Genomic DNA, 22,445 nt, shown 5'->3' on the forward strand with positions numbered 1-22,445 from the left:
TCGACGGTTGTCCAGAACCTGAAAAACCGCCTTTTTTCAATGGCTTACAGATCCGAACTCTCGCTGCCCGAGCCGCTTGAGCCCAGCGCGCCGCTGCCGCACCGCAAGATCATCCGCAGCTGGCTGACGCCCCTGGCGCAGCGCAGCACCTGGCGTGCCTTCGCGCTCATCATGCTCGACTACATCCTCTTCTTCGGCCTGATGGCCGCCGTGGTGCTGGTCGATGCCGTGTGGCTCAAACTGCTGGCCGCCCTGGCCGCCGGCTTCGTGATCGGCCGCCTGTTCATCATTGGACACGACGGCTGCCACCAGAGCCTGACCGAGAACCGCCGCCTCAACAAATGGCTCGGCCGCATCGCCTTCCTGCCCTCGCTCACCGCCTACAGCCTCTGGGACATGGGCCACAACGTGGTGCACCATGGCTTCACCAACCTGAAGGGCGTGGACTTCGTCTGGGCCCCCATGACGCAGGACGAGTACCGCGCCATGTCGCCGATGCGCCGCGTGGCCGAGCGCATCTACCGCAGCGGCTGGGGACCGGGCCTGTACTACGCCGTCGAGATCTGGTGGGCCAAGATGATGTTCCCCAGCAAGAAGATCATGGGCAACACCTACCGCCCGGTCTTCACCCGCGACTGTCTGCTGGTCAGCGGCTTCGCCCTGCTGTGGATCGCGGCCCTGGTCGGTGCCGCCTTCGCCACCGGCCAGTCGGCCTGGCTGCTGGTGCTGCTGGGCTTCGTGGTGCCGATGGTGTTCTGGTTCAACATGATGGGCTTCGTCATCTACGGCCACCACACCCACGTCAAGGTCCAGTGGCACAACGAGAAGGCCGCCTGGCAGCGCGCACAGCCCTTCGTCTCCACCACCGTGCACCTGACCTTCCCGTTCCGGATCGGCGCGATGATGCACCACATCATGGAGCACACCGCCCATCACGTGGACATGAGCATTCCGCTCTACAAGCTCAAGGAAACGCAGAAGGTGCTCGAGCAGATGCTGCCCGGCCGCATCATCATCCAGCGCTTCTCCTGGAAGTGGTACTTCGACACCGCCCGCGCCTGCAAGCTGTACGACTTCACTCGCCAGTGCTGGACCGACTTCAAGGGCCGGGCCACGAGCGAGCTGCGCTCGCTGGTGCCGCCGCAGGCGGCCGAGGCTGCCGCCCGGCCGGCCTGACAGCCTGAATCCTCGCCGCGGCCTCGGCGCCGCGTGCGGCGTGACAACAAAAAACCCGGCCCGCAGCAATGCGGGCCGGGTTTTTTGTTGGGCGAACCTGTCGCGGAATCTGCCTGGCCCGCAGCGTGGCGGCGCGCCGGGCGCGCCGCCGAACGCTCAGCCCGCCGCGCGCTTTTCCAGGATATCGAGGGCCGGCAGCTTTTTGCCTTCCAGCACTTCCAGGAAGGCACCGCCGCCCGTGGAGATGTAGCCGACGTCCTTCTCGATGCCGTACTTGGCGATGGCCGCCAGCGTGTCGCCGCCACCGGCGATGGAGAAGGCGCTGCTCGCCGCGATGGCACGGGCGATGGCTTCGGTGCCCTTGGCGAAGGCGTCGAATTCGAACACGCCGACCGGGCCGTTCCAGACGATGGTGCCGGCTTCGCGCAGCTGGGCGGCGAGCTGCTCGGCGGTCTGCGGGCCGATGTCCAGGATCAGGTCGTCGTCGGCCACCTCGGTGGCGGGCTTCACCGTGGCCGGCGCGTCGGCCGAGAAGCTCTTGGCCGTCACCACGTCCACCGGGATCGGCACCGCCGCGCCGCGGGCGCGCATGGCCTCGATCACCGCCTTGGCTTCGTCGACCAGGTCGGCCTCGGCCAGCGACTTGCCGATGGGCAGGCCGGCGGCCAGCATGAAGGTGTTGGCGATGCCGCCACCCACGATCAGCTGGTCCACGTTGGCCGACAGGCTCTTGAGGATGGTCAGCTTGGTGCTCACCTTGGAGCCGGCCACGATGGCCACCAGCGGCCGTTTCGGCGCGGCCAGGGCCTTGGTGATGGCGTCGATCTCGGCCGCCAGCAGCGGGCCGGCGCAGGCTACCGGCGCGAACTGGGCGATGCCGTAGGTGGTGGCCTCGGCGCGGTGGGCGGTGCCGAAGGCGTCGTTGACGTAGATGTCGGTCAGGGCGGCCATCTTGCGCGCCAGCGCCTCGTCGTTCTTCTTCTCGCCCTTGTTCAGGCGGCAGTTCTCCAGCAGCACGACCTCACCGGGCGCGACCTGCACGCCGTCGGCCCAGTCGGCCACCAGCCGCACCTCGCGGCCCAGCAGTTCGCCCAGACGCTGGGCGACGGGCGCCAGCGAGTCCTCGGGCTTGAAGGCGCCTTCGGTGGGGCGGCCCAGGTGCGACGTGACCATCACCGCAGCGCCGGCGTCCAGCGCCATCTGGATGCAGGGCGCCGAGGCGCGGATGCGCGTGTCTTCAGTGATGCGGCCATCGTCGTCCTGCGGGACGTTCAGGTCGGCACGGATGAAGACGCGGCGGCCCTGGGCCTTGCCTTGTTCACACAGGTCGGAGAAGCGGATGACGTTCATGGTTGCGGCTTGGGAGGAAGTTGTCTCGGCGCCGTCCGCAGGCGGGACGGGCAACAGGGCATTGTAGGGAGCGGTGTTGGCGCTACCAGCCCAGTCCCAGGTGCAGCGGCAGGTACACCGCCATGCCGCCGGCCATCGTGACGATCGTGCTGCGGCGCCAGAAGTAGAGCGCCGCGCCCGCTGCGGCGGCGAACAGGCGCGCGTCCTGCCAGCTGGGGATGAGGTGCCCGCTGCTCATCAGCACCTCGGGCGCCACCACGGCGGCCAGCGCCGCCACCGGCGCGTAGCGCAGTGCCCGGTGCACCCAGGCGGGCAGGGGCAGGGCGCGCTCGGTGATGAAGAAGAAGCAGCGCGTGACCACGGTCACCACGGCCATGCCCACGATGACGGCGACGGTCCAGGGATCGGTCTGCATCAGCCCGCCTCCCCTGTACGGCGCCGTGCGAGGCGGCCGAACTGCTGTTCGAGCCAGAAGCAGGCCAGCACCGCCAGACCGATGGACACCACGATGTTCAGCCGCAGGGGCAACGCATAGGCGGCCACCGCCGTGGCGCTGGCGATCAGCAGCGCCAGCACCTGCAGCCGGGTGGTGACCATCGAGGCCAGGATGCCCACCAGCGCCAGCACGCCGGCGAAGCCCAGGCCCCAGCGCTGGGGGATCAGCTCCGCCAGCGCGATTCCGGCCAGGCTCAGCAGGATCCAGCAGCTCCAGTTGACCGAGTAGCCGCCCACGAGGTACGCCTCCTGCTCGTCGCGCTCGGCCTGGGTGGCCGGTGGCTGCGGAAAACGGGCGGTGAACACGGCATAGCTCAGGTCGCCGGTCAGGTAGCCGTGCACCAGCCGACGCCAGCGTGGCATGTGCATCAGGTAGTGGCGCAGGTGCAGGCTGAAGACGACGAAGCGCAGGTTCACGCAGAAGGCCGTGGCCAGGATCACCCAGGCGGGGGCGCCCGCGACCAGCAGCGGGACGGCGGCCAGCTGGGCGCTGCCGGCGTAGACCAGCAGGGTCATCAACACGGCTTCCAGCGGCGACAGGCCGGTCTTGACCATGGCGACGCCGGTCATCAGGCCCCAGGCGCCAATGCCCAGCGCCACCGGTGTCATCAGCGCGGCACCTTCCCGGAAGGCCGGGCGCCGACGGATGGCAGGCGACCAGAACATCAGGCCAGCACCGTGCCGGCGGTCAGCGGCGCTCCGCGCAGGAAGTCTGCCGCAGCCAGGCGCTTGCCGCCCGCGCGCTGCAACTGGGTGGCCATCAACGTGCCGCTGCCGGCTGCAATGGCCACCCCGTCGGCCTCGGCGCGCAGCACGGTGCCGGGGGTCGGGCTGGCGTTGCAGGCCTGCGGCAGCGCGTGCGCAGCCCAGATCTTGAGCGGCTGGCCGTCCAGCTCGGCCACGGCACCGGGAAAGGGGTCGAAGGCGCGCACCCGGCGGGCCAGGGTGTCGGCGTCCAGCGCCCAGTCGATGCGGGCTTCGGCCTTCTCGATCTTGTGGGCGTAGGTCACGCCCTCGGCGGGTTGGGGCGTGCGTGGCAGTGGTCCGGCGTCGGCCTGCAGCAGAGCCTGCACGATCAGCCGCCCGCCCATTGCGGCCAGGCGGTCGTGCAACTGGCCGGTGCTTTCGTCGGAGCCGATGGGCAAGGATTCCCTCAGCAGCATGTCACCGGTGTCCAGACCGGCGTCCATCTGCATGATGGTCACGCCCGTCTCGGCGTCGCCCGCCTCGATGGCGCGGTGGATCGGCGCGGCGCCGCGCCAGCGCGGCAGCAGGCTGGCGTGGATGTTGAGGCAGCCCAGGGCCTGTGTATCGGCCGGGGCGCCCTCGCCCTGACCGGCCATGAGGTCCAGCACCCACTGGGGCAGGATCAGGCCGTAGGCGGCGACCACCATCGCGTCGGCGCGCGCCGCGACCAGGGCCTCGCGGGCCGTGGCGGCGTCCTCGGGGTACTTGCCGTCCAGCCGCAGGCTGCGTGGCTGGGCCACGGGCCAGTTGCGGGCCAGGGCATGGGCCTTGACCGGCGACGCCTGCAGCTTCATGCCGCGGCCGGCGGGCCGGTCGGGCTGGGTCAGCACCAGGGCAATCTCGATGCCGGCGGCATCCAGGGCTTCGAGCGCCACGCGGGCGAATTCGGGCGTGCCCGCGAAGACGATCCTCATCGGTGGGGAGATGCTTTCAAGAACGGGAGTCGGGCGGAACGAAACGCAGGTCGTCGCCCACGTGGTAACGGCGCACCACGCCCTGGGGATCGATGTAGATGTACAGCAGGCGCGGCGTGTTGAGTTGGCGATAGCGCCACTGCCACACCTCGCCCTGGAAGGACCAGACGCGCGACACCTCTTCCGGCCGGCCGAAGGTGCGCAGCACATCCGCGACGCGCCATTGGTCGATGCGAATCTGACCGAACCGGTTCTCGTCGAGCTCCTGCGTCACCGCGACCACACGGCCGCTGGCGTCCAGGTCGACGTTGTTGACCGCGAAGCCGGCAGGCTGGCGCGAGTACTGCAGGCGCTCCCCCGTCGGCAGGGGGTAGATGGCCGTCGGTGCGCCTAGCTGCTGGAGGACCTCGGCGCGCGAGGCGCCGGCGGGCACCCGCTGCGGCTCGCTGGCGCAGCCCGCCAGCCATGCCGCCGCCACCAGCGCGGATCCGAGGGCGAAGCGACGTCCGGCGTTCATGCGCTTCGGCCGCCTTCGCGCTGTGCCTTGAGCAGCTTGGTCTTGATGCGATTGCGCTTGAGGGGGGACAGGTATTCGACGAACACCTTGCCCAGCAGGTGATCCAGCTCGTGCTGGATGCAGATGGCCAGCAGCCCTTCGGCCTCGATGGTGCGGGGGTTGCCCTCGGCGTCGAGCGCCTGCACGCGCACGGCCGTCGAGCGCTCCACACCGTCGTAGATGCCGGGCACCGACAGGCAGCCCTCTTCGTTCATCACCTTATCGTCGCTGGCCCAGACGATCTCGGGGTTGATCAGCACCAGCGGTTCATTGCGCTCTTCCGACACGTCGATCACCACCAGACGCTCGTGCACGTCGATCTGCGTGGCGGCCAGGCCGATGCCGCTGGCCTCGTACATGGTCTCGAGCATGTCGGCGATCAGGGTACGGATGCGCGCATCGACCGCCTGCACGGGCTTGGCCACGGTGTGCAGACGCGGGTCGGGATAGCTCAGGATGGTTCTCAGGGCCATGTTTCTCGGGGCAAAGTTGTGGCTATTTTCCCATTTCGACTCCCTCCGGCCGGCTGCCCGGCCGGATGACGTTGCTGCCGACAGGGCTTGCGCGCAAAATCTTTGCAAATTGTGAGTAAACGTCTTCTGCCGCGCTTCGGCAGGATGGCGCGCCGACCATGCATTACCTTCGACTGCCTGCCATCCCTCTCGCCGCTGCGGCATTGCTGGGGCATTTCGCCGCCCATGCCCAGAACTATCCGGTGACGCCCGCCCAGCGCGCTGTCGCCCAGCAGACGGCCCAGCAAGGCGTGCCCCTTTCCGAACTGGCCCCCAACGCCCCCGACGAATACACCGTCAAGCGCGGGGACACGCTCTGGGCCATCTCGCGCATGTACCTGCGCCGGCCCTGGCGCTGGCCCGAGCTGTGGGGCATGAACCTGAACGAGATCGCCAATCCGCACCGCATCTACCCTGGCCAAGTGCTGTACCTGGACAAGAGCGGCGGTCGGGCCCGCCTCAGCCTGCGCCGCGGCGCAGGCGGCAGCGGCGACACCGTCAAGCTGTCGCCACGCACACGCTATGACTCGGCCGCCAACATGGCGCTGCCAACGCTCGATCCGAGCCGCATCGACGCCTTCCTGACCGAGCCGCTGGTGGTGGAGGAGGGCACGCTGGCCGCCGCCCCGCGCATCGTGGCGGGCAATGACGAGCGCGTGCTGCTGTCGCGCGGCGACCGGGCCTACGTCCGCGGCCAGCCGGGTTCGCCCCTGGTCGAGCCGGCAGGGCCGCTGCCGCAGTACCGCGTCTTCCGCAATGCCACGCCGCTCAAGGATCCGGGCACGGGCGAAATCCTCGGCTATGAGGCGCAGTATGTCGGCCGTGTCCGCCTGGTGCGTGGTGAGTCGCAGACGCCGGCCACCGACTCGGCCCCCGGGGTCGCCGTGCCGGCCTCGGTCGACGTGATCGCTGCCCGCGAAGAGATGCGTGCCGGCGACCGCCTGCTGCCCGAACCGCCCGAGCAGCTGATCAGCTACGTGCCGCGCGCGCCGGCGCAGCCGGTCGAGGGCGGCCGCATCGTCTCGATCTATGGCAACGGCGTGCAGTACGCCGGCCAGAACCAGGTGGTGACCATCAACAAGGGCCTGCGCGATGGCATCGAGAGCGGCAACGTGCTGGCGATCCTCAAGAGCGGCCAGACCATCGTCGACCGCACCGGGGGCGATAAAGAAACCCTCAAGCTCCCCGACGAGCGCATCGGCCTGCTGATGGTGTTCCGTCCCTTCGAGCGCGTCTCGTACGCGTTGGTGCTCGAGATCACCGACACGCCCCGTGCGGGCGACCGCCTCGCCAATCCCTGACAACAAGGGCGTGGGGTGGAGAGGGAGGATCTGGCGGGCTGGCTGCGGCTGGCCCTGGCCCCCGGTGTAGGGGCAGGTACTGCAAGAAGGCTGCTCACCGCCTTCGGATGGCCGGATGCGGTGTTCGCGCAACCGGCCGCCGCCCTGGAGGCGCTGTGCAGTCCGGCCCAGGCCCGGGCGTTGCTGAACGAGCAGGAGGGCTTTACCGCCACGCTCGAGCGAACCCGCGAGTGGCTGGACGCCACGGGCCCCGCGGGCGCCGCGCATCGCATCGTCGCGCTGGGCGACGCAGCCTACCCGCCGGGCCTGCTGGAAATCGCCGATCCCCCTCTGATCCTCTATCTGCTCGGTCCCGCCGAACTGGTGGATGCGCCGCTGCCCTGCGATGGCCTGGCCATCGTGGGCAGCCGCAACCCCACGCCGCAGGGCGGCATCGACGCCCGTCTCTTCGCGCGTGCACTGGCCGAGGCCGGACTGCCGATCGTCTCGGGTCTCGCCCTGGGTGTGGACGGCGCCGCGCATGAAGGCGCGCTGGAGGCCGCCAATGCCGGCGACGGCCTGCTGTCGACCATCGCGGTCGTCGGCACGGGGCTCGACCGCGTCTATCCGGCGCGCCACCGGGCCCTGGCCTGCCGCATCGCGGCCCGGGGCGTGATCCTCAGCGAGCAGCCGCTGGGCACGCCGCCGCTCACGGCCAACTTCCCCCGCCGCAACCGGCTGATCTCCGCCCTCTCGCAGGGCACGCTGGTGGTGGAGGCGGCGCTGGCCTCCGGCTCGCTGATCACCGCGCGCTGCGCGGTCGAGCAGGGCAAGGAGGTGTTCGCCATCCCCGGCTCCATCCACTCGCCGCAGTCGCGGGGCTGTCATGCCTTGATCCGCCAGGGCGCCAAGCTGGTGGAAACCGCGGCAGATGTGCTGGAGGAACTGCGCCGGCCCGCCGTGGCATCCGCCCCGACCACGCTTTCTCTTTTCGACGCGCAAGCCGATGAAGGCAATGGGTTGGCTGGGGTCGCGTCAGACGAGGGCGAGGTACTGCTCCAGCACCTCGGCCATGCGCCGGCCACCCTGGACGCGCTCTGCGCGCGCACGGGCCTGCCCACCCCTGTCCTGCAGGCGCGGCTTCTGGAACTCGAACTGGACGGGCGTGTGGGCCGGCTGCCTGGCGGTCTGTTCCAGCGCATCGAACAAGGCTGAAGGCGGCCAAGTCGTTCGGCCGCCAGCCCCTCAACTCAGCAGGCGCTCCGGATTGGCATCGATCTTGGCCAGCGCCTCGCGGGTGGCGCGCACGGTCAGCGTCTCCTCTTCCGCCGGCACCAGCAGGCCGCCGTGCAGGTAGGCGGCCAGTCGCTGCGCCTGGATCAGGAACTGACGGCCGTCCGGCGAGCCGAACAGATGAAGCTGGCGGTGCTTGCTGCGCCAGACGAACTGCACCTGGCTCGGCCGGCCGTTGTGGTCGAGCAGGAACCACGCGCCGATCTGCAGCGCGTTGGCCCATTCCAGCGCCTCCGGCGGCGCTTCGGCGCCGTTGTTGGGCAGCACCTCCATCGAGGACACGTCGATGCCCAGCAGCAGTTCGAGGTTGGTCGAATCGAGCGCCAGCGGCTCGGCGCTTTCGTCTCCGATGACGGCTTCGAGGTTGGCGAGCCGCCCGGCCAGGTTCTCGATCTGTGCCACCGGAATGCTCTCGGTCTTGGCCGTGAAGGCGTCCGACAGCGTGCGGCCCAGCGTCTTGATGTGGTCTTCCTGCGGCTGGCCGGTCAGGCCCATCAGGTCCATGCCCTGGCGCAGCCGCTGGAGCAGCGAGGGCAGGGCCTGGATCATGCGGGCGCGCTCGCTGCGGCTGGGCTTGGCACTCGCGGCCCAGACCAGCTCGGAGGCCACGCGCCGCAACTGCGCCGTCTGCTCGTCCTGCGCGCCGTACTTGAGCGCGCCGATGGCCAGCACCTCCGCCCAGACCTTGAACAGGAACTCGCGGATCTCTTCGCGCACCGGCATGTCGTTGAGCATCTTGCGAAGCTCGATGGTGTACTGGATGGCCAGCGTCTCCTTCTGCTCGACCTGCTGGGCGACGCTCATCACCTTCTGGGTGGCGTCGTTCTGCGTCAGGTACTTGGAAAGGAAGGCCACGAACTCGTCGTAGACCAGCTTGAAGACGCGCTGGCCGGTCTCGGGGTACTGCTCGATCACCTGCACCACGCGGCGGATCTCGCCTTCGAGCGCGCTGCCCGAGATGGCGGCCGCGTCGAAGCCCATCACCACCGAGCCCATGCGGTCGATCAGCATGCGCGCCGGGTGCTGCAGCGTGGCAAAGAATTCCGCATCGGCCACCGCCACCCGCAGCACGGGCATCTGCAGCCGTGCGAACCACACGCGCACCGAGAAGGGAATGCGCTCCTCCGCCAGGATGGACTGGAACATCAGCGCCACCACCTCCACCGTCGCCTTGTCGGCCGAGGTGGGCGCGCGGCGCTTGAGTTCACCGCTCTGGCGACGCAGGTCGTTCTGCGCGCGCTGCATCAGCGCCGGGTCGGCCACGTTCACGTACACGCCGACGTTGAATGGATAAGCCGCCTCCACGTCGGCGATGGCGGCCGTGAAGGCCTCGGAACCGGTGTTCGAGGCCCAGCCGCGCCGATCGCCGCCCATGATGCCGATGGGCGCCGATCCGGCCGGCGCGCCATAGCCCCCATCGACCGCACCTCCTGGGCCGCCGCCCCCGCCCCCGCCGCCGCCCGGACCCCGTGCGCCGTAACCACCTGAGGTCCCGCCGCTGCCCCGCTGCCAGCCGGCATCGGGTGCGAAGCCGCTATGGCTGCCGGTGCCTGTGGGGGGCGCACTCGCACCGGGGGCGTTGTTGCCGCCGTTCGTCACCACGCCGCCGATGATGCGCCGCAGCCGCCCCAGCACGGCACTCGCCTGCTGACGCGCCGAGGCGATGGCACCCACGGATGGCGCAGGGACCTGCGCCGCGGCCGTCTGGGGCCGGGTGCGGTCCCAGGGTCCGCTGGCCGAACCCCGGTCGGTCGAGGGGCCTCCGGCGGGCCCCAGTGGCGAAGGCGCACTGTCCGCGCCACGTCGCACCAGGCTGCGCAGCTCGATCTCCGGCATCACGCCGCGCCCGATCAGGAAGGCATTCAGATCCTGGTAGCCTTTGGTGGCGGCGTCGCCCAAATGGCCCGAGAGGATGTCCTGCACCTGGGCCCACAGCGTCCGCGGCAGACCGGTCGACGTCCATTCCTCCACCAGGATGGACGCCAGCGTTTCGGGGCGCAGCACATCGCCCGTGGTCCAGTCGGCTCCGCTGCTGCCTTCCAGGTACTGGATGCGCAGCTTGAGTTCATTCAGCTCGAAGGGCGAGCGGTCCTGCAGGGACATCGCGAGCCGCGAGACCAGGATGCTGTTTTCCACCACCTCGTCGCCCACCAGTTCCAGGCGCAGCGCCCCGGTCGTCGATGTCCCGGCGACTCGTGTCTGCGACAACGCCTGGGTCCAGCGCTGGCGCACCGCCTCCAGCCAGCGCACCTGGTCGGCCTCCCAGGCCAGCAGATGGTCCCGGTTTTCCTGCATCTTGCGGGCCGTGCCCACTTCGCCAGCCAGTGCCAGCAGGCGGTCGCGCACCGCCTGGACGGTGCGAGGCAAGGCGCCGTCGATGGCATGCACGAAACGCTCGCGCGACTCGCGAGCGAGCAGCAAGGCAGATTCGCGGGGGAGCGAAGGGCTCATGGCGACAGGGAGCGCATCGGCGCGGGCGGTGAACGAGCGTTCACGCGTCGAGCAGGGATGCGGAACGAAGAAGGTGAATTGTTGTTAACTCAAGCAGGTCAAATGTAAATGAGGCCGGCGGTGCGCTGTATACGGGGCCAGCCCATGCCCTGGAGCCGAAGTCAGAAAAAACCACGAGCACGTCACGTATCCCGCATCGCGTGGCCCGCCTTGATTGCGCCGCCCAGCCGCGGGCAGGCACGGCCCAAAAAGAAAAACCCGGCCTGGGCCGGGTTTGGGCTGCATGCGCAGGCGCGGATCAGACCGTCGCGCCGGCATTCGGATCGTTCGGATCCTCGTCGCGCTTGACCGGACCGCCCTTGATCAGGTCTTCGCGCTTCACGCCCAGCCACATGGCGATCGACGCCGCCACGAAGCAGGAGGAATAGATGCCGAAGCAGATGCCGATGGTCAGCGCCAGCGCGAAGTAGTGCAGCGTCGGGCCGCCGAAGAAGAACATCGACAGCACCACCAGCTGGGTGGAGCCGTGGGTGATGATCGTGCGGCTGATGGTGCTGGTGATGGCGCTGTCGATGATCTCGACCGTGTCCATCTTGCGGTAGCGCCGGAAGTTCTCGCGGATCCGGTCGAAGATCACCACCGACTCGTTCACCGAATAGCCCAGCACCGCCAGCACCGCCGCCAGCACCGCCAGTGAGAACTCCCACTGAAAGAAGGCGAAGAAGCCCAGGATGATCACCACGTCGTGCAGGTTGGCGAGCACCGTGGAGAGGGCGAACTTCCATTCGAAGCGGAAGGCCAGGTAGATCATGATGCCCACCACCACCATGCCCAGCGCCTTGAGGCCGTTGGTGGTGAGTTCGTCGCCCACCTGCGGGCCGACGAACTCGTTGCGGCGCAACTGCACCGACGGGTCGACCGTCTTGAGGGCGGTCATCACGCGGTTGCTCTGCTCCTGCGAACTCACGCCCTTCTGGGCGGGCAGGCGGATCATCACGTCGCGCGAGCTGCCGAAGTTCTGCACCTGCACGTCCTGGTAGCCCAGGCCGCTGACGGCGCCGCGCACCTTGTCGAGTTCGGCCGCCTGCGGGTAGTTCACTTCCATCACCGTGCCGCCGGTGAACTCCACCGACAGGTGCAGCCCGCGGTGGAACAGGAAGAAGACGGCAAGGACGAAGGTGATGATCGAGATCGCGTTCAGCACCTTGGCATAGCGCATGAACGGGATGGTGCGGTGGATGCGGAAGAATTCCATGGTCGTTGTGCTCCGTGCCGCTGATTACTTGGCCTTGGCCAGGGCCGTCGCTTCGGCCTGTCCCGGGCGCCAGACGGTGCCGATGGACACGCTCTTGAGCTTCTTCTTGCGGCCGTACCAGAGGTTCACCAGGCCGCGCGAGAAGAGCACGGCCGAGAACATCGAGGTGACGATGCCGATGCAGTGCACCACCGCGAAGCCGCGCACCGGGCCCGAGCCGAAGGCCAGCAGCGCCAGGCCCGCGATCAGCGTCGTCACGTTGGAGTCGAGGATGGTGCCCCACGCCCGGTCGTAGCCGGCATGGATGGCGGCCTGCGGCGAGGCGCCGTTTCGCAGTTCCTCGCGCACGCGCTCGTTGATCAGCACGTTGGAGTCGATGGCCACGCCGATGGCCAGCGCCATGGCCGCGATACCGGGCAGCGTGAGCGTCGCCTGCAGCATCGACAGGATGGCCACCAGCAGCAGCAGGTTCACGGCGAGCGCAATGGACGAGAACACGCCGAACAGCGCGTAGTACACGCACATGAACACCATGATCGCCAGGAAGCCGTAGGCCACGCTCTTGAAGCCCATGGCGATGTTGTCGGCACCCAGGCTCGGGCCGATGGTGCGCTCTTCGATGATCTCCATCGGCGCGGCCAGCGAGCCGGCGCGCAGCAGCAGGGCCAGGTCGTTGGCCTCGACCACGTTCATCGAGCCGGAGATCTGGAAGCGGGTGCCCAGCTCGCCGTTGATCGATGGCGCCGTCAGCACTTCGCCCTTGCCCTTCTCGAACAGCAGGATGGCCAGGCGCTTGCGGTAGTTCTCGCGGCTGACGTCGCGCATGATGCGGCCGCCCTTGGCGTCCACGCTGAGGTCGACCTTGGGCTGCTGCGTCTGCGAGTCGAAGCCCGGCTGCGCATCGGTGAGGTTCTCGCCACTGATGATGACCTGCTTCTTGACGATCACCGGACGGCCTTCGCGGTCCAGGAAGCGCTCGGAGCCGAAGGGCACCGGGCCCGTGCCCAGTTCGGCGGCGCGGCCTTCGGTGCTTTCGTCCACCAGGCGCAGTTCCAGCGTGGCGGTACGGCCCAGGATTTCCTTGGCCTTGGCCGTGTCCTGCACACCGGGCAGCTGCACGATGATGCGGTCCAGGCCCTGCTGCTGGATCACCGGCTCGGCCACGCCCAGTTCGTTGATCCGGTTGTGCAGCGTGGTGATGTTCTGCTTGAGGGCGCTGTCTTCCAGGCGGCGGGCCGCCTCGGGCTTGATGGTCACGGCCAGCTTGTAGTCGCTGCCGTCCTGGCTGGCGGTGGCCGCGAGGTCGGCGAACTGGTCCTGGATGATGTTCTGCGTGGCCTGCTGGGCGGCGGCATCGCGCAGGCGCACCTCGATGGCCTGGCCATTGCGCATGACGGCGGCGCCGCGGATGTTCTTGTCGCGCAGGGCCGTGCGCAGGTCGCTGGCGAAGGTCTCGGCGCGCTTGTCCAGGGCGCCCTGCATGTCCACCTGCAGCATGAAGTGCACGCCGCCGCGCAGGTCCAGGCCCAGGTACATCGGGAAGGCATGCAGTGCCGACAGCCAGGTCGGCGAGCGCGACACCAGGTTCAGCGCCACCACGTAGGGTGCGTCGTTGGCATCGGGCACCAGCGCATGCTGCAGCACGTCGCGGGCCTTGAGCTGCTCGTCGGTGCTGCCGAAGCGGGCGCGGATGGAACTGGCATCCAGCGTCAGCATGTCGGGCGTGAGGTTGGCGGCCTTGAGCGCCGCCTCCACCCGCTGCTGCGTCGAGGCGTCCACCTTGACGGTGGACTTGGCAGGCGAGACCTGCACGGCCGGCGCCTCGCCGAAGAGATTGGGCAGGGTGTAGATCAGCCCCACCAGCAGCACGATCACCATGATCGCGTACTTCCAGACCGGATAGCGGTTCATCGCTGGATACCTAAGGAATCGAGACGCCGGATGCGCTCAAAAAGAGAGGCTGCCCGTGAGGCAGCCTCTGCGCCTAATTACTTGTAGCTGCCCTTGGGGAGCACTTGAACGACCGCGCTGCGCTGCACCTTGATCTCGACGCCGTTGGAGACTTCGAGCGTCAGGAACTGGTCGCCCATGGCGCTGATGCGACCGACCACGCCACCGGCGGTGGCCACGTCGTCGCCCTTGGCGAGCGCGTCGAGCATGGCGCGCGTTTCCTTCTGGCGCTTCATCTGGGGCCGGATCATCACAAAGTACAGCACCACGAACATCAGCACCAGCGGCAGCATGCTGGTGAGCGAAGACATCATGTCGCCGCCACCGGCGGCAGGTGCGGTCTGGGCGAAAGCGGAGGAAATGAACAAGGGAGGTCTCCAGGAGAGCGGATGGGGTCTGACCGCAGGCGGTGCCCGCGGTTCCTGGGCGGCCGGTTCGCTGGAAGCGGGGCCGCCGGTGCACGAAGAGGCCCACGAGGGGAGGGCTTCGCACAACCGGCGGATTGTATGCGGGGGGTCTTGACGGGCCGGCGTCAAGCCGGCAGGCAGTGCGGGATATTCGCACGCCGGCATGCCCCCGGGCTGGAGAGACCAAGCTCAGCCCGCACAGCCTTTAGGTAACCGACTGGCACCGGGCCGAAAGGCGGGGCGGCGCGTGGGTCGGGTTCAGGCCGCCGCGCGAGCCTCCGGCTCGACGCCGCGCCAGCGTGCCATCAGCGCCTGCCAGCGCGTGCGCACGGCGGCGAGGTTGCGCTCCTTCACATGGCCATAGCCGCGGATGCCGTCGGGCAGGGCCGCGATCTCCAGCGCCAGCGCATGGCGCTCGGCGTCCAGGCCCTGCAGCACTTCCTCGATGGCCGCGCGGTATTCGCCGATCAGCGCGCGCTCGGTGCGGCGCTCCTCGGTGCGGCCGAAAGGGTCGAGGGCAGTGCCGCGCAGGCCCTTCAGGCGCGCCAGCACGCCGAAGGCGCGGTGCATCCAGGGGCCGAAGCGCTGCTTGACGAGTTCGCCCTTGGCATTGCGCTTGGCGATGGCTGGCGGCGCCAGGTGGTAGTGCACGGTGTAGTCGCCCTCGAACATCTGGTCGATGCGCTCGCGGAAGCCCGTCTGCGTGTGCAGGCGCGCGACCTCGTACTCGTCCTTGTAGGCCATCAACTTGAAGAGCTGGCGCGCCACCGTCTCGGCCAGCGTCGTCTTGCCCAGCGGCGCCTCGGCCGCGCGCACGCGTTCGACGAAGGCGCGGTAGTCCTCGGCGTAGGCGGCGTTCTGGTAGTCGGTGAGGAAGTCCACGCGCCGCGCCACCAGCGACGCCAGCGTCTCGCGCTTCTTGAACTCGATCACCTGGCCGGGGTTCAGGCGCTGGGCCATCTCGGCCGGCCGATGCGCGGCCTGGCGGCCCCATTCGAAGGCGGCCTTGTTGGCCTCGATCGCCACGTTGTTCAACTCGATGGCGCGCATCAACGATTCGTGCGCCAGCGGGATCCAGCCCTTCTGCCACGCATAGCCCAGCATCATCGGGTTGACGAAGAGCGTGTCGCCCATCAGCTGCGTGGCGGCCGCGTCGGCGTCGAAGGCGCCCACGCCGGCCTCGCCCACGGCCTTGCCGATCTGCACGGCGCAGGCGTCCTGCGGGTTCTGCCACTGGGCGTTCTTGACGAAGCTGGCAGTGGGCGCGCTGTGGGTGTTGAGGGCCACGTGCGTGCGGCCCTCGCGCATGCGCGCCAGCGTCTCGCCGTTGACCGTCACGATGGGGTCGCAGGCCAGCACCAGGTCGGCGGCGGCGGTACCGACACGGGTGGTGCGGATGTCGTCCTGCCGCGCCCCGATCAGCACATGGCTCCAGGTAGCGCCGCCCTTCTGGGCCAGGCCGGCGGCATCCTGCGTGACGATGCCCCTGCCTTCGATGTGCGCCGCCACGCCCAGCAGCTGGCCGATGGTGATGACGCCCGTGCCGCCCACGCCGGCGACGACGATGCCCCACACCTGGCCGGCGGCCAGCGCCGGCAGCGCGGGCTCGGGCAGTGCGCCCAGCTCGGCTGGCGCACCGGCCTTGCCCTTGGCCTTCTTCTTGAGCTGGCCGCCCTCGACGGTGACGAAGCTGGGGCAGAAGCCCTTCAGGCAGCTCATGTCCTTGTTGCAGCTGCTCTGGTTGATGGTGCGCTTGCGGCCGAACTCGGTCTCCAGCGGCTCCACCGACAGGCAGTTGCTCTGCACGCTGCAGTCGCCGCAGCCTTCGCACACCAGGTCGTTGATGACCACGCGCTTGGCCGGATCGACCATCGTGCCGCGCTTGCGCCGGCGGCGCTTCTCGGTGGCGCAGGTCTGGTCGTAGATGATGGCCGTGGTGCCGGCGATCTCGCGGAACTCGCGCTGCACCGCGTCCAGCTCGTCGCGGTGGCGCACCTTGACCGGCTCGCCCGCGTAGCTGCCGGGAATGGCCACGCCCTGGTACTTGGCCGGCTCGTCGGTGACGATCACGACCTTCGTCGCGCCCTCGGCATGCAGGCTCTCGGCGATCTGCAGCACCGAATGGCCCTCGGGCCGCTCGCCCACCTGCTGGCCGCCGGTCATGGCCACGGCGTCGTTGTAGAGGATCTTGTAGGTGATGTTGACGCCCGCCGCGATGCTCTGGCGGATGGCCAGCAGCCCGCTGTGGAAGTAGGTGCCGTCGCCCAGGTTGGCGAACAGGTGCTTCTCGTGCGTGAAGGGCGCCTGACCCACCCACGGCACGCCCTCGCCACCCATCTGCGTGAAGCCGTAGGTGGACCGGTCCATCCAGTTGGCCATGTAGTGGCAGCCGATGCCAGCCATGGCGCGCGAGCCTTCGGGCACCACCGTGCTGGTGTTGTGGGGGCAGCCCGAGCAGAACCATGGCACGCGGTCCGCGCCCTGCACGCCGCCGGCATTGAGCACCTGCATCGAGCGCTCCTTGGCCTCCAGCAGCGCCATCTGCGCTTCCACGCGGGCCACCATGTCGGCACCGCCAGAGGCCAGGATGCCCGTCTTCTTGAGCCGCTTGACCAACGCCCGCGCAATCAGCGACGGGTTGAGGTCGGCATTGGCGCGCAGCAGCGTGTTGGCCGTGGGATTGGGCATGGCCCACTCACCGCCGGAGAAGTCGCCTTCCAGTTCATCGAACTTGCCCAGCACGTTGGGCCGCACGTCGGGGCACCAGTTGTAGAGCTCTTCCTTGAGCTGGTATTCGATGACCTGGCGCTTTTCCTCGACCACCAGGATCTCCTGCAGGCCGGTGGCGAAGTCGCGCGTGAGCTGCGCCTCCAGCGGCCAGACCACGCCCACCTTGTGCAGGCGGATGCCCAGCTGGCGGCAGGCCGCGTCGTCCAGGCCCAGGTCGGCGAGGGCTTGGCGGGTGTCGTTGTAGGCCTTGCCGCTGGCCATGAGGCCGTAGCGGTCGTTGGGCCCTTCGATGACGTTGTGGTTGAGCCGGTTGGCGCGGATGTAGGCCAGCGCGGCGTACCACTTGTAGTGCATGAGGCGCGCCTCCTGCTCCAGCGGCGCGTCGGGCCAGCGGATGTGCAGGCCGCCGGGCGGCATGTCGAAGTCGGTCGGCAGCACGATCTCGACCCGGTCCGGGTCGATCATGGCCGTGGCGCTGGATTCGACGATCTCCTGGATCGTCTTCATGCCCGACCAGATGCCCGCGAAGCGGCTCATGGCGAAGGCATGCAGGCCCAGATCCAGGATCTCCTGCACGTTGGCTGGGAAGAACACCGGCGTGCCGCAGGCCTTGAAGATGTGGTCGCTCTGGTGCGCGGCGGTGCTGCTCTTGGAGATGTGGTCGTCGCCGGCGATGGCGATCACGCCGCCCAGCGGCGCGGTGCCGGCCATGTTGGCGTGCTTGAACACGTCCGAGCAGCGGTCCACGCCCGGCCCCTTGCCGTACCAGATGCCGAAGACACCGTCGAACTTCTGCTGGTCTCTGGGCGAGAAGCCCAGCATCTGCGTGCCCCATAGCGCGGTGGCCGCCAGCTCTTCATTCACGCCGGGCTGGAAGACGATGTTCTGCGCCTTGAGGTACTTGCTGGCCTTCCACAGCGCTTGGTCGTAGCCGCCGAGCGGGGAGCCGCGGTAGCCGCTGATGAAGCCGGCCGTGTTGTGGCCCTGCTGCGCGTCGCGCAGGCGCTGCAGCATGGGCAGCTTGACCAGCGCCTGCACGCCACTCATGAAGGCGCGGCCGTAGTCCAGGCTGTATTTGTCGTCGAGCGTGACCGTCTCGAGGGCCTTGCGGATGTGTTCGGGCAAGGGAGCGTTCATCGTTGTCTCTCTCCGTCGGCTGGGGCCTTGTGGGCCGTGGCGGGTGGGTCTGGCTCCGGATGGACGTCCCCCGAAGCATCATGTGCGCAAAGTGTATGCCCGGCTTCTGGATAGGTGTTTGCGTTCCATGCGCTGAAAATGGATGATCGGGAAAGGATCTTGCGCGGAGGGCGCCTCTTTGGAAAGCATTGACAAATATGACCTCGCCATCCTGCGCGAGCTGCAGGACGACGCCCGGCTCACCAACGCCGAGCTGGCCCAGCGGGTCGGCCTGTCCGCCGCACCCTGCTGGCGCCGCGTGCGGGCCCTGGAGGCGGCGGGCTACATCAAGGGATACCACGCCGAACTCGACCGCAGAAAAATCGGCCTGGGCGTTCTGGCTTTCGTGCGGGTGGACACCGACCGCGCCACCAGCGACGCGACCCGCGTGCTGGAAGAAGCCATCCGCCGTCTGCCCGAGGTGGTGGCCTGCCACTACATCAGCGGCAACGGCATGTTCGAGCTGCAGGTGGTGGCGCAGGACCTGGACGCCTTCTCGCGCTTCGCGCTCAACAGCCTGATGACGCTGCCCAATGTGAAAGACCTGCACACCAGCTTCTCGCTGGGCGAGGTGAAGGCGAATTCCGCGCTACCGCTGGCCCACCTGGGCGGGTGAGTGGCCGCAGGGCCCTGGGACGGCGCGCGGCGTCAGCGGGGCCAATCTGCCTGCGGGGGGCGTTCAAACCGGCCGCCGCGCGCTGACGGAAGCGGTCGCTCAGCCCGCGCCGACGAGCGCGAAGTGCTCCACCACCGGCGGCTGCGCGAAGAAGGGTCCGACGATGGCGCGCCATTCGGCGAAGGCGGGCGACTCGCGGAAATCGACCGTGTGGTTCTCCAGCGTCTCCCATTCGATCTGCAGCAGGTAGCGCTCGGGCGATTCGATGCCCTTGACGACGCGCCAGCCGCGAAAGCCCTTCGCCTTGGCGATGACGGTCTGCAGGCCGCGCACGATGGCGGCGTCGAAGTCGGCCTGGCGGCCGGGCTGGATGCGGATGTCTGCGGTTTCGAGGATCACGGAAGAGTCTCCTGAGGGTTGAAAGAAGGGGGATGCTGCACCGCCGGCTCGCGTCTCGTCGTGCACCCGGCGTGCCGCCATTCAGCCGCGCGCCAGTTCGACCAGCGCCAGCGTCATGGCGCCGTTCGGGTCGGCATAGGTGTCGAGTTCGTCGAAGTGGTGCAGGCCCGCCAGCGGCAGCCGGCGTGTGGGCAGGCCTGCGGCCTCGCGGGCGGCGGCGTAGTCCAGCGACTGCTGGCGCAGCTCCGGCTGCTCGGCCTCGCCCCAGGCGACGACCATGGGCGGCGAGTTGGCCGGCAGGTGGTGCAGTGGCGAGTGGCGCCGGGCGGTCGCGGCATCCATGCCCAGCTTGTCGTTCAGCCGACCCAGGCGGATCGGCTCCAGCTCGTACAGCCCGCTGATCGCCAGGCTGCCGATCACGCCCGCCTCGTTCTGCAGGCAGGCTGTCAGGTGGCCGCCGGCCGACCAGCCCGACAGCACGATCGGCCGGCCCTTACCTTGGGTGTCGCGGCGCAGGAAGGCCAGCGCCTGCCGGCACTCGTCGACGATGCGGTCCATGCCCGCGTCCGGCCCGAGCGTGTAGCCCACGGCCGCAAAGCCCAGACCATGCGCCAGCGGCCCCTCGGCCAGGAAGGAGAACTGCTCCCGCCCGCGCATCTGCCAGTAGCCGCCGTGCAGGAAGACCACCAGCGGCGCGGCGTCGGCCGGGCCGAACAGGTCGATGCGGCAGCGCGGCGGCTCGGCGTAGGGCATATCCAGCCGCGTGTCGGGGCGGGCGCGCCAGGGTGCGCTGCGTTCGGGCCAGCGGCCGGTGATGGCCTTGAAGTCCGGCACCACGGCCGAGCTGTCGTAGGCGGCGTCGAGGGTGGGTCGGTCCATGCCGCGCCAGAGCGCCGGGCCGGAGGGGGTGGAAGCCGTCATATTCATGGGTGCACCGGGTGGCGAACGAAGCGTTCGAGCTTAGGCCCAAGCCCGCTGCCCCACAATCAGGCAAGCATGCCGCCCATCGACCCCGACGAGACCAGCCCCGCCCCGCCACCCCGACGCGCTCCGCGCTTCGCCGCGCTGGAGCCGCTGCGGCTGCCGGTCTTCCGGCTGCTGTGGGGCACCTGGTTCATCGCCAACACCTGCATGTGGATGAACGACGTGGCGGCCGCCTGGCTGATGACCACGCTCACCACCTCGCCCATGTGGGTGGCGCTGGTGCAGACGGCCTCGACGCTGCCCGTCTTCCTACTCGGCCTGCCCAGTGGGGCGCTGGCCGACATTCTGGACCGCCGGCGCTGGTTGGTGGCCACGCAGTTCTGGCTGGCCGGCTCGGCCACCGTGCTGTGCGTGGCCATCGGGCTCGACAAGATGAACGCGCCGCTGCTGCTGGCCCTGACCTTCGCCAACGGCGTCGGGCTGGCACTGCGCTGGCCGGTGTTCTCGGCCATCGTGCCCGAGCTGGTCACGCGGCCGTTGCTGCCGGCAGCGATGGGCCTCAACGGCATCGCGATGAATGCCTCGCGCATCGTCGGGCCGCTGGTGGCGGGCGTGCTGATCGCCAGCGCGGGCAGCGTGTGGGTCTTCGTGCTCAACGCGGTGCTGAGCATCGCGTCGGGCTTCGTCATCCTGCGCTGGCGGCGCGAGCACAAGGTCGACCCGCTGGGCCGCGAGCGGCTGGTGAGTGCGATGCGCGTGGGCGTGCAGTTCGTGCGGCAGTCACAGCGCATGCGGGCGGTGCTCGCGCGCGTGGCGGTCTCCTTCTTCCATTCGACGGCCGTGCTGGCGCTGCTGCCGCTGCTGGCGCGCGGCTTCCATGAAGGGCCGAAGGGCGGGGCGGGCACCTTCACGCTGCTGCTGGCCTCGATGGGGGCGGGCTCGATCATCGCGGTACTGCTGCTGCCCCGGCTGCGGGAGATGTTCGACCGCGACCACCGCGTGCTCTACGGCTCGATGCTGCTGTCGGTGGGCACGGCCGTGCTCGCGCTGTCGCCTGCGCTCTGGCTGGCCGCCTTCGCCGTGTTCTTCTGCGGCGCGGCCTGGATCACGGTGGCCAATTCGCTGTCGGTGTCGGCCCAGCTGGCGCTGCCCGACTGGGTGCGGGCGCGCGGCATGTCCACCTACCAGATGGCCATCATGGGCGCCGGCGCGCTGGGTGCTGCCGGGTGGGGTCAGATCGCGGAACTGAGCACGCTGCGCGCCAGCATGCTGGTGGCCGCCGTGAGCGGCACCCTGGTGATGCTGGCCGTGCTGCGCTGGGTGCCCGACGGCCCGGGCGAAGACGACATGAGCCCCGCCGGCACCGACTGGGCCTTCAACCCGCCGCCCGCCAGCGCGGGCGAGGACGGCCGTGTGGTCATCACAGTCGAGTACCTGATCGACCCCGCCCGCGCCACCGCCTTCCATGCCGTGATGCAGGAGACGCGCCGCGCCCGCCTCAGCCAGGGCGCCATCGCGTGGGAGCTGCTGCACGACCTGTCGGCGCCCGAACGCTACGTGGAACAGGTGGTGGATGAATCATGGACGGAGCATCTGCGGCGCTTCCACCGCGCCACCGCCGCCGACTTGGCGCTGCGCGAGCGCCGGCTGGCCTTCCATCGGGGCGAGACGATGCCGGTCGTGAACCGCTACATCGTGCAGCGCGGGTAAAGGTCGCGTCTCAACTGAGCGGCAGGTACATCGTCGCCTCGACCTCGATCAGCACCTCGTCGCCGGGCAGGAAGCGGTTGACCTCGACCACGGTGGAGACCGGCGGCTCGCCCGGGTAGAACAGCCCGCGCACCCGGTTGAACAGCGCGTAGTCGGGCAGGCGGCGGAAGTACTGCACCAGCTTGACCACGTCATCCATGGTGCCGCCATGCTCGGCCGCCAGGTCGCGGATGCGGGCCAGCACGAACCAGCTCTGCGCCACCACGGGCGCCTCGAACACGTCCACCGACATCTGGCCGGTGGCATAGCCCAGGCCGCGCAGCTCGGCCTGGGCGGCTTCGGGCAGATCCTCGTAGCGCGAGACCGCGCGACGCGTGGCCGGATCGACCGCGACCACGCCGCTCATGAAGACGAAATCGCCGACCCGGCGGGCGGCGGCATAGCGGGCCATGGGGGTGCCCATGCTCATGGAAGACTCCTTTGCGACGGCGGGCTGCGTCGGAC

At 69.2% G+C, this 22,445-nt stretch carries 19 protein-coding genes; 5 read left to right on the forward strand and 14 right to left on the reverse strand.

Annotated features, from left to right (window positions below; genetic code table 11):
* Window positions 1–39: 39 nt before the first annotated feature.
* A complete protein-coding gene (locus BXA03_RS10040) occupies window positions 40–1,176 on the forward strand; it encodes a fatty acid desaturase (RefSeq protein ID WP_076506909.1) in 1,137 nt (378 codons plus the stop codon).
* A gap of 156 nt (window positions 1,177–1,332) precedes the next feature.
* Here BXA03_RS10040 and BXA03_RS10045 read toward each other — a convergent pair whose 3' ends face one another.
* The 6 genes from BXA03_RS10045 to def form a co-directional block, all read right to left on the reverse strand.
* The gene (locus BXA03_RS10045) at window positions 1,333–2,526 is read right to left on the reverse strand and encodes a phosphoglycerate kinase (protein WP_076506912.1); all 1,194 of its coding nucleotides are present in this window, start codon (window positions 2,524–2,526) and stop codon (window positions 1,333–1,335) included.
* Window positions 2,527–2,608: 82 nt separating this feature from the next.
* On the reverse strand, window positions 2,609–2,944 hold the full coding sequence (locus BXA03_RS10050) for an AzlD domain-containing protein (protein ID WP_143476276.1): 336 nt from the start codon (window positions 2,942–2,944) through the stop codon (window positions 2,609–2,611).
* On the reverse strand, window positions 2,941–3,687 hold the full coding sequence (locus BXA03_RS10055; protein ID WP_076506917.1) for an AzlC family ABC transporter permease: 747 nt from the start codon (window positions 3,685–3,687) through the stop codon (window positions 2,941–2,943). Before BXA03_RS10055 ends, BXA03_RS10050 begins: the two co-directional genes overlap by 4 nt.
* Window positions 3,687–4,682, reverse strand: coding sequence for a methionyl-tRNA formyltransferase (gene fmt / locus BXA03_RS10060; RefSeq protein ID WP_076506920.1), 996 nt, complete (start codon window positions 4,680–4,682; stop codon window positions 3,687–3,689). The genes BXA03_RS10055 and fmt overlap by 1 nt, the downstream gene beginning before the upstream one ends.
* 16 nt (window positions 4,683–4,698) lie before the next feature.
* Entirely contained in the window at window positions 4,699–5,199 is a 501-nt protein-coding gene (locus tag BXA03_RS10065; RefSeq protein WP_076506922.1) for a hypothetical protein, read from the reverse strand.
* Window positions 5,196–5,711 carry a peptide deformylase gene (def, locus tag BXA03_RS10070; RefSeq protein WP_076506925.1) on the reverse strand — a complete coding sequence of 172 codons (516 nt, stop codon included), beginning with the start codon at window positions 5,709–5,711 and terminating at the stop codon, window positions 5,196–5,198. Before def ends, BXA03_RS10065 begins: the two co-directional genes overlap by 4 nt.
* A gap of 158 nt (window positions 5,712–5,869) precedes the next feature.
* On the opposite strand from def, the gene BXA03_RS10075 reads away from it, so the two are divergent.
* Together BXA03_RS10075 and dprA are read left to right on the forward strand one after the other, a co-directional pair.
* Window positions 5,870–7,051, forward strand: a complete 1,182-nt coding sequence (locus tag BXA03_RS10075) for a LysM peptidoglycan-binding domain-containing protein (protein ID WP_083716009.1) — start codon at window positions 5,870–5,872, stop codon at window positions 7,049–7,051.
* A 15-nt stretch (window positions 7,052–7,066) separates the two neighbouring features.
* Complete coding sequence (gene dprA, locus BXA03_RS10080) at window positions 7,067–8,245, forward strand: DNA-processing protein DprA (protein ID WP_076506927.1); 1,179 nt, start codon at window positions 7,067–7,069, stop codon at window positions 8,243–8,245.
* A 30-nt stretch (window positions 8,246–8,275) separates the two neighbouring features.
* Here the strand turns inward: dprA and BXA03_RS10085 are convergent, their stop codons facing one another.
* The 5 genes from BXA03_RS10085 to BXA03_RS10105 all read right to left on the reverse strand — a co-directional run bounded on the left by BXA03_RS10085 (window position 8,276) and on the right by BXA03_RS10105 (window position 18,253).
* On the reverse strand, window positions 8,276–10,774 hold the full coding sequence (locus BXA03_RS10085) for a DUF1631 family protein (protein WP_076506929.1): 2,499 nt from the start codon (window positions 10,772–10,774) through the stop codon (window positions 8,276–8,278).
* Window positions 10,775–11,072: 298 nt separating this feature from the next.
* Entirely contained in the window at window positions 11,073–12,029 is a 957-nt protein-coding gene (secF, locus tag BXA03_RS10090; protein ID WP_076506932.1) for a protein translocase subunit SecF, read from the reverse strand.
* Window positions 12,030–12,053: 24 nt separating this feature from the next.
* Entirely contained in the window at window positions 12,054–13,940 is a 1,887-nt protein-coding gene (gene secD / locus BXA03_RS10095) for a protein translocase subunit SecD (protein WP_076506934.1), read from the reverse strand.
* 77 nt (window positions 13,941–14,017) lie between these two features.
* Window positions 14,018–14,347 (reverse strand): preprotein translocase subunit YajC, encoded by a 330-nt coding sequence (gene yajC, locus BXA03_RS10100; RefSeq protein ID WP_076506936.1) that lies wholly within the window; start codon window positions 14,345–14,347, stop codon window positions 14,018–14,020.
* A 297-nt stretch (window positions 14,348–14,644) separates the two neighbouring features.
* Window positions 14,645–18,253 carry an indolepyruvate ferredoxin oxidoreductase family protein gene (locus BXA03_RS10105; RefSeq protein WP_076506938.1) on the reverse strand — a complete coding sequence of 1,203 codons (3,609 nt, stop codon included), beginning with the start codon at window positions 18,251–18,253 and terminating at the stop codon, window positions 14,645–14,647.
* Between the two features lie 178 nt (window positions 18,254–18,431).
* On the opposite strand from BXA03_RS10105, the gene BXA03_RS10110 reads away from it, so the two are divergent.
* Window positions 18,432–18,908, forward strand: coding sequence for an Lrp/AsnC family transcriptional regulator (locus BXA03_RS10110; RefSeq protein WP_076506940.1), 477 nt, complete (start codon window positions 18,432–18,434; stop codon window positions 18,906–18,908).
* A 99-nt stretch (window positions 18,909–19,007) separates the two neighbouring features.
* Here the strand turns inward: BXA03_RS10110 and BXA03_RS10115 are convergent, their stop codons facing one another.
* Window positions 19,008–19,307: an antibiotic biosynthesis monooxygenase family protein gene (locus BXA03_RS10115; protein WP_076506942.1), complete on the reverse strand. Its 300-nt coding sequence runs from the start codon at window positions 19,305–19,307 to the stop codon at window positions 19,008–19,010.
* An 81-nt stretch (window positions 19,308–19,388) separates the two neighbouring features.
* Window positions 19,389–20,228, reverse strand: a complete 840-nt coding sequence (locus BXA03_RS10120) for an alpha/beta hydrolase (RefSeq protein ID WP_076506945.1) — start codon at window positions 20,226–20,228, stop codon at window positions 19,389–19,391.
* A gap of 75 nt (window positions 20,229–20,303) precedes the next feature.
* Here BXA03_RS10120 and BXA03_RS10125 point away from each other — a divergent pair, with 75 nt between their 5' ends.
* Window positions 20,304–21,941 (forward strand): MFS transporter, encoded by a 1,638-nt coding sequence (locus tag BXA03_RS10125; RefSeq protein WP_076506946.1) that lies wholly within the window; start codon window positions 20,304–20,306, stop codon window positions 21,939–21,941.
* A gap of 10 nt (window positions 21,942–21,951) precedes the next feature.
* Here the strand turns inward: BXA03_RS10125 and BXA03_RS10130 are convergent, their stop codons facing one another.
* Window positions 21,952–22,410 (reverse strand): RidA family protein, encoded by a 459-nt coding sequence (locus tag BXA03_RS10130; RefSeq protein WP_076506949.1) that lies wholly within the window; start codon window positions 22,408–22,410, stop codon window positions 21,952–21,954.
* Between the last annotated feature and the right edge of the window lie 35 nt (window positions 22,411–22,445).

The organism is Pseudacidovorax sp. RU35E, from assembly GCF_900156165.1.
GTDB lineage: Bacteria > Pseudomonadota > Gammaproteobacteria > Burkholderiales > Burkholderiaceae_C > Xenophilus.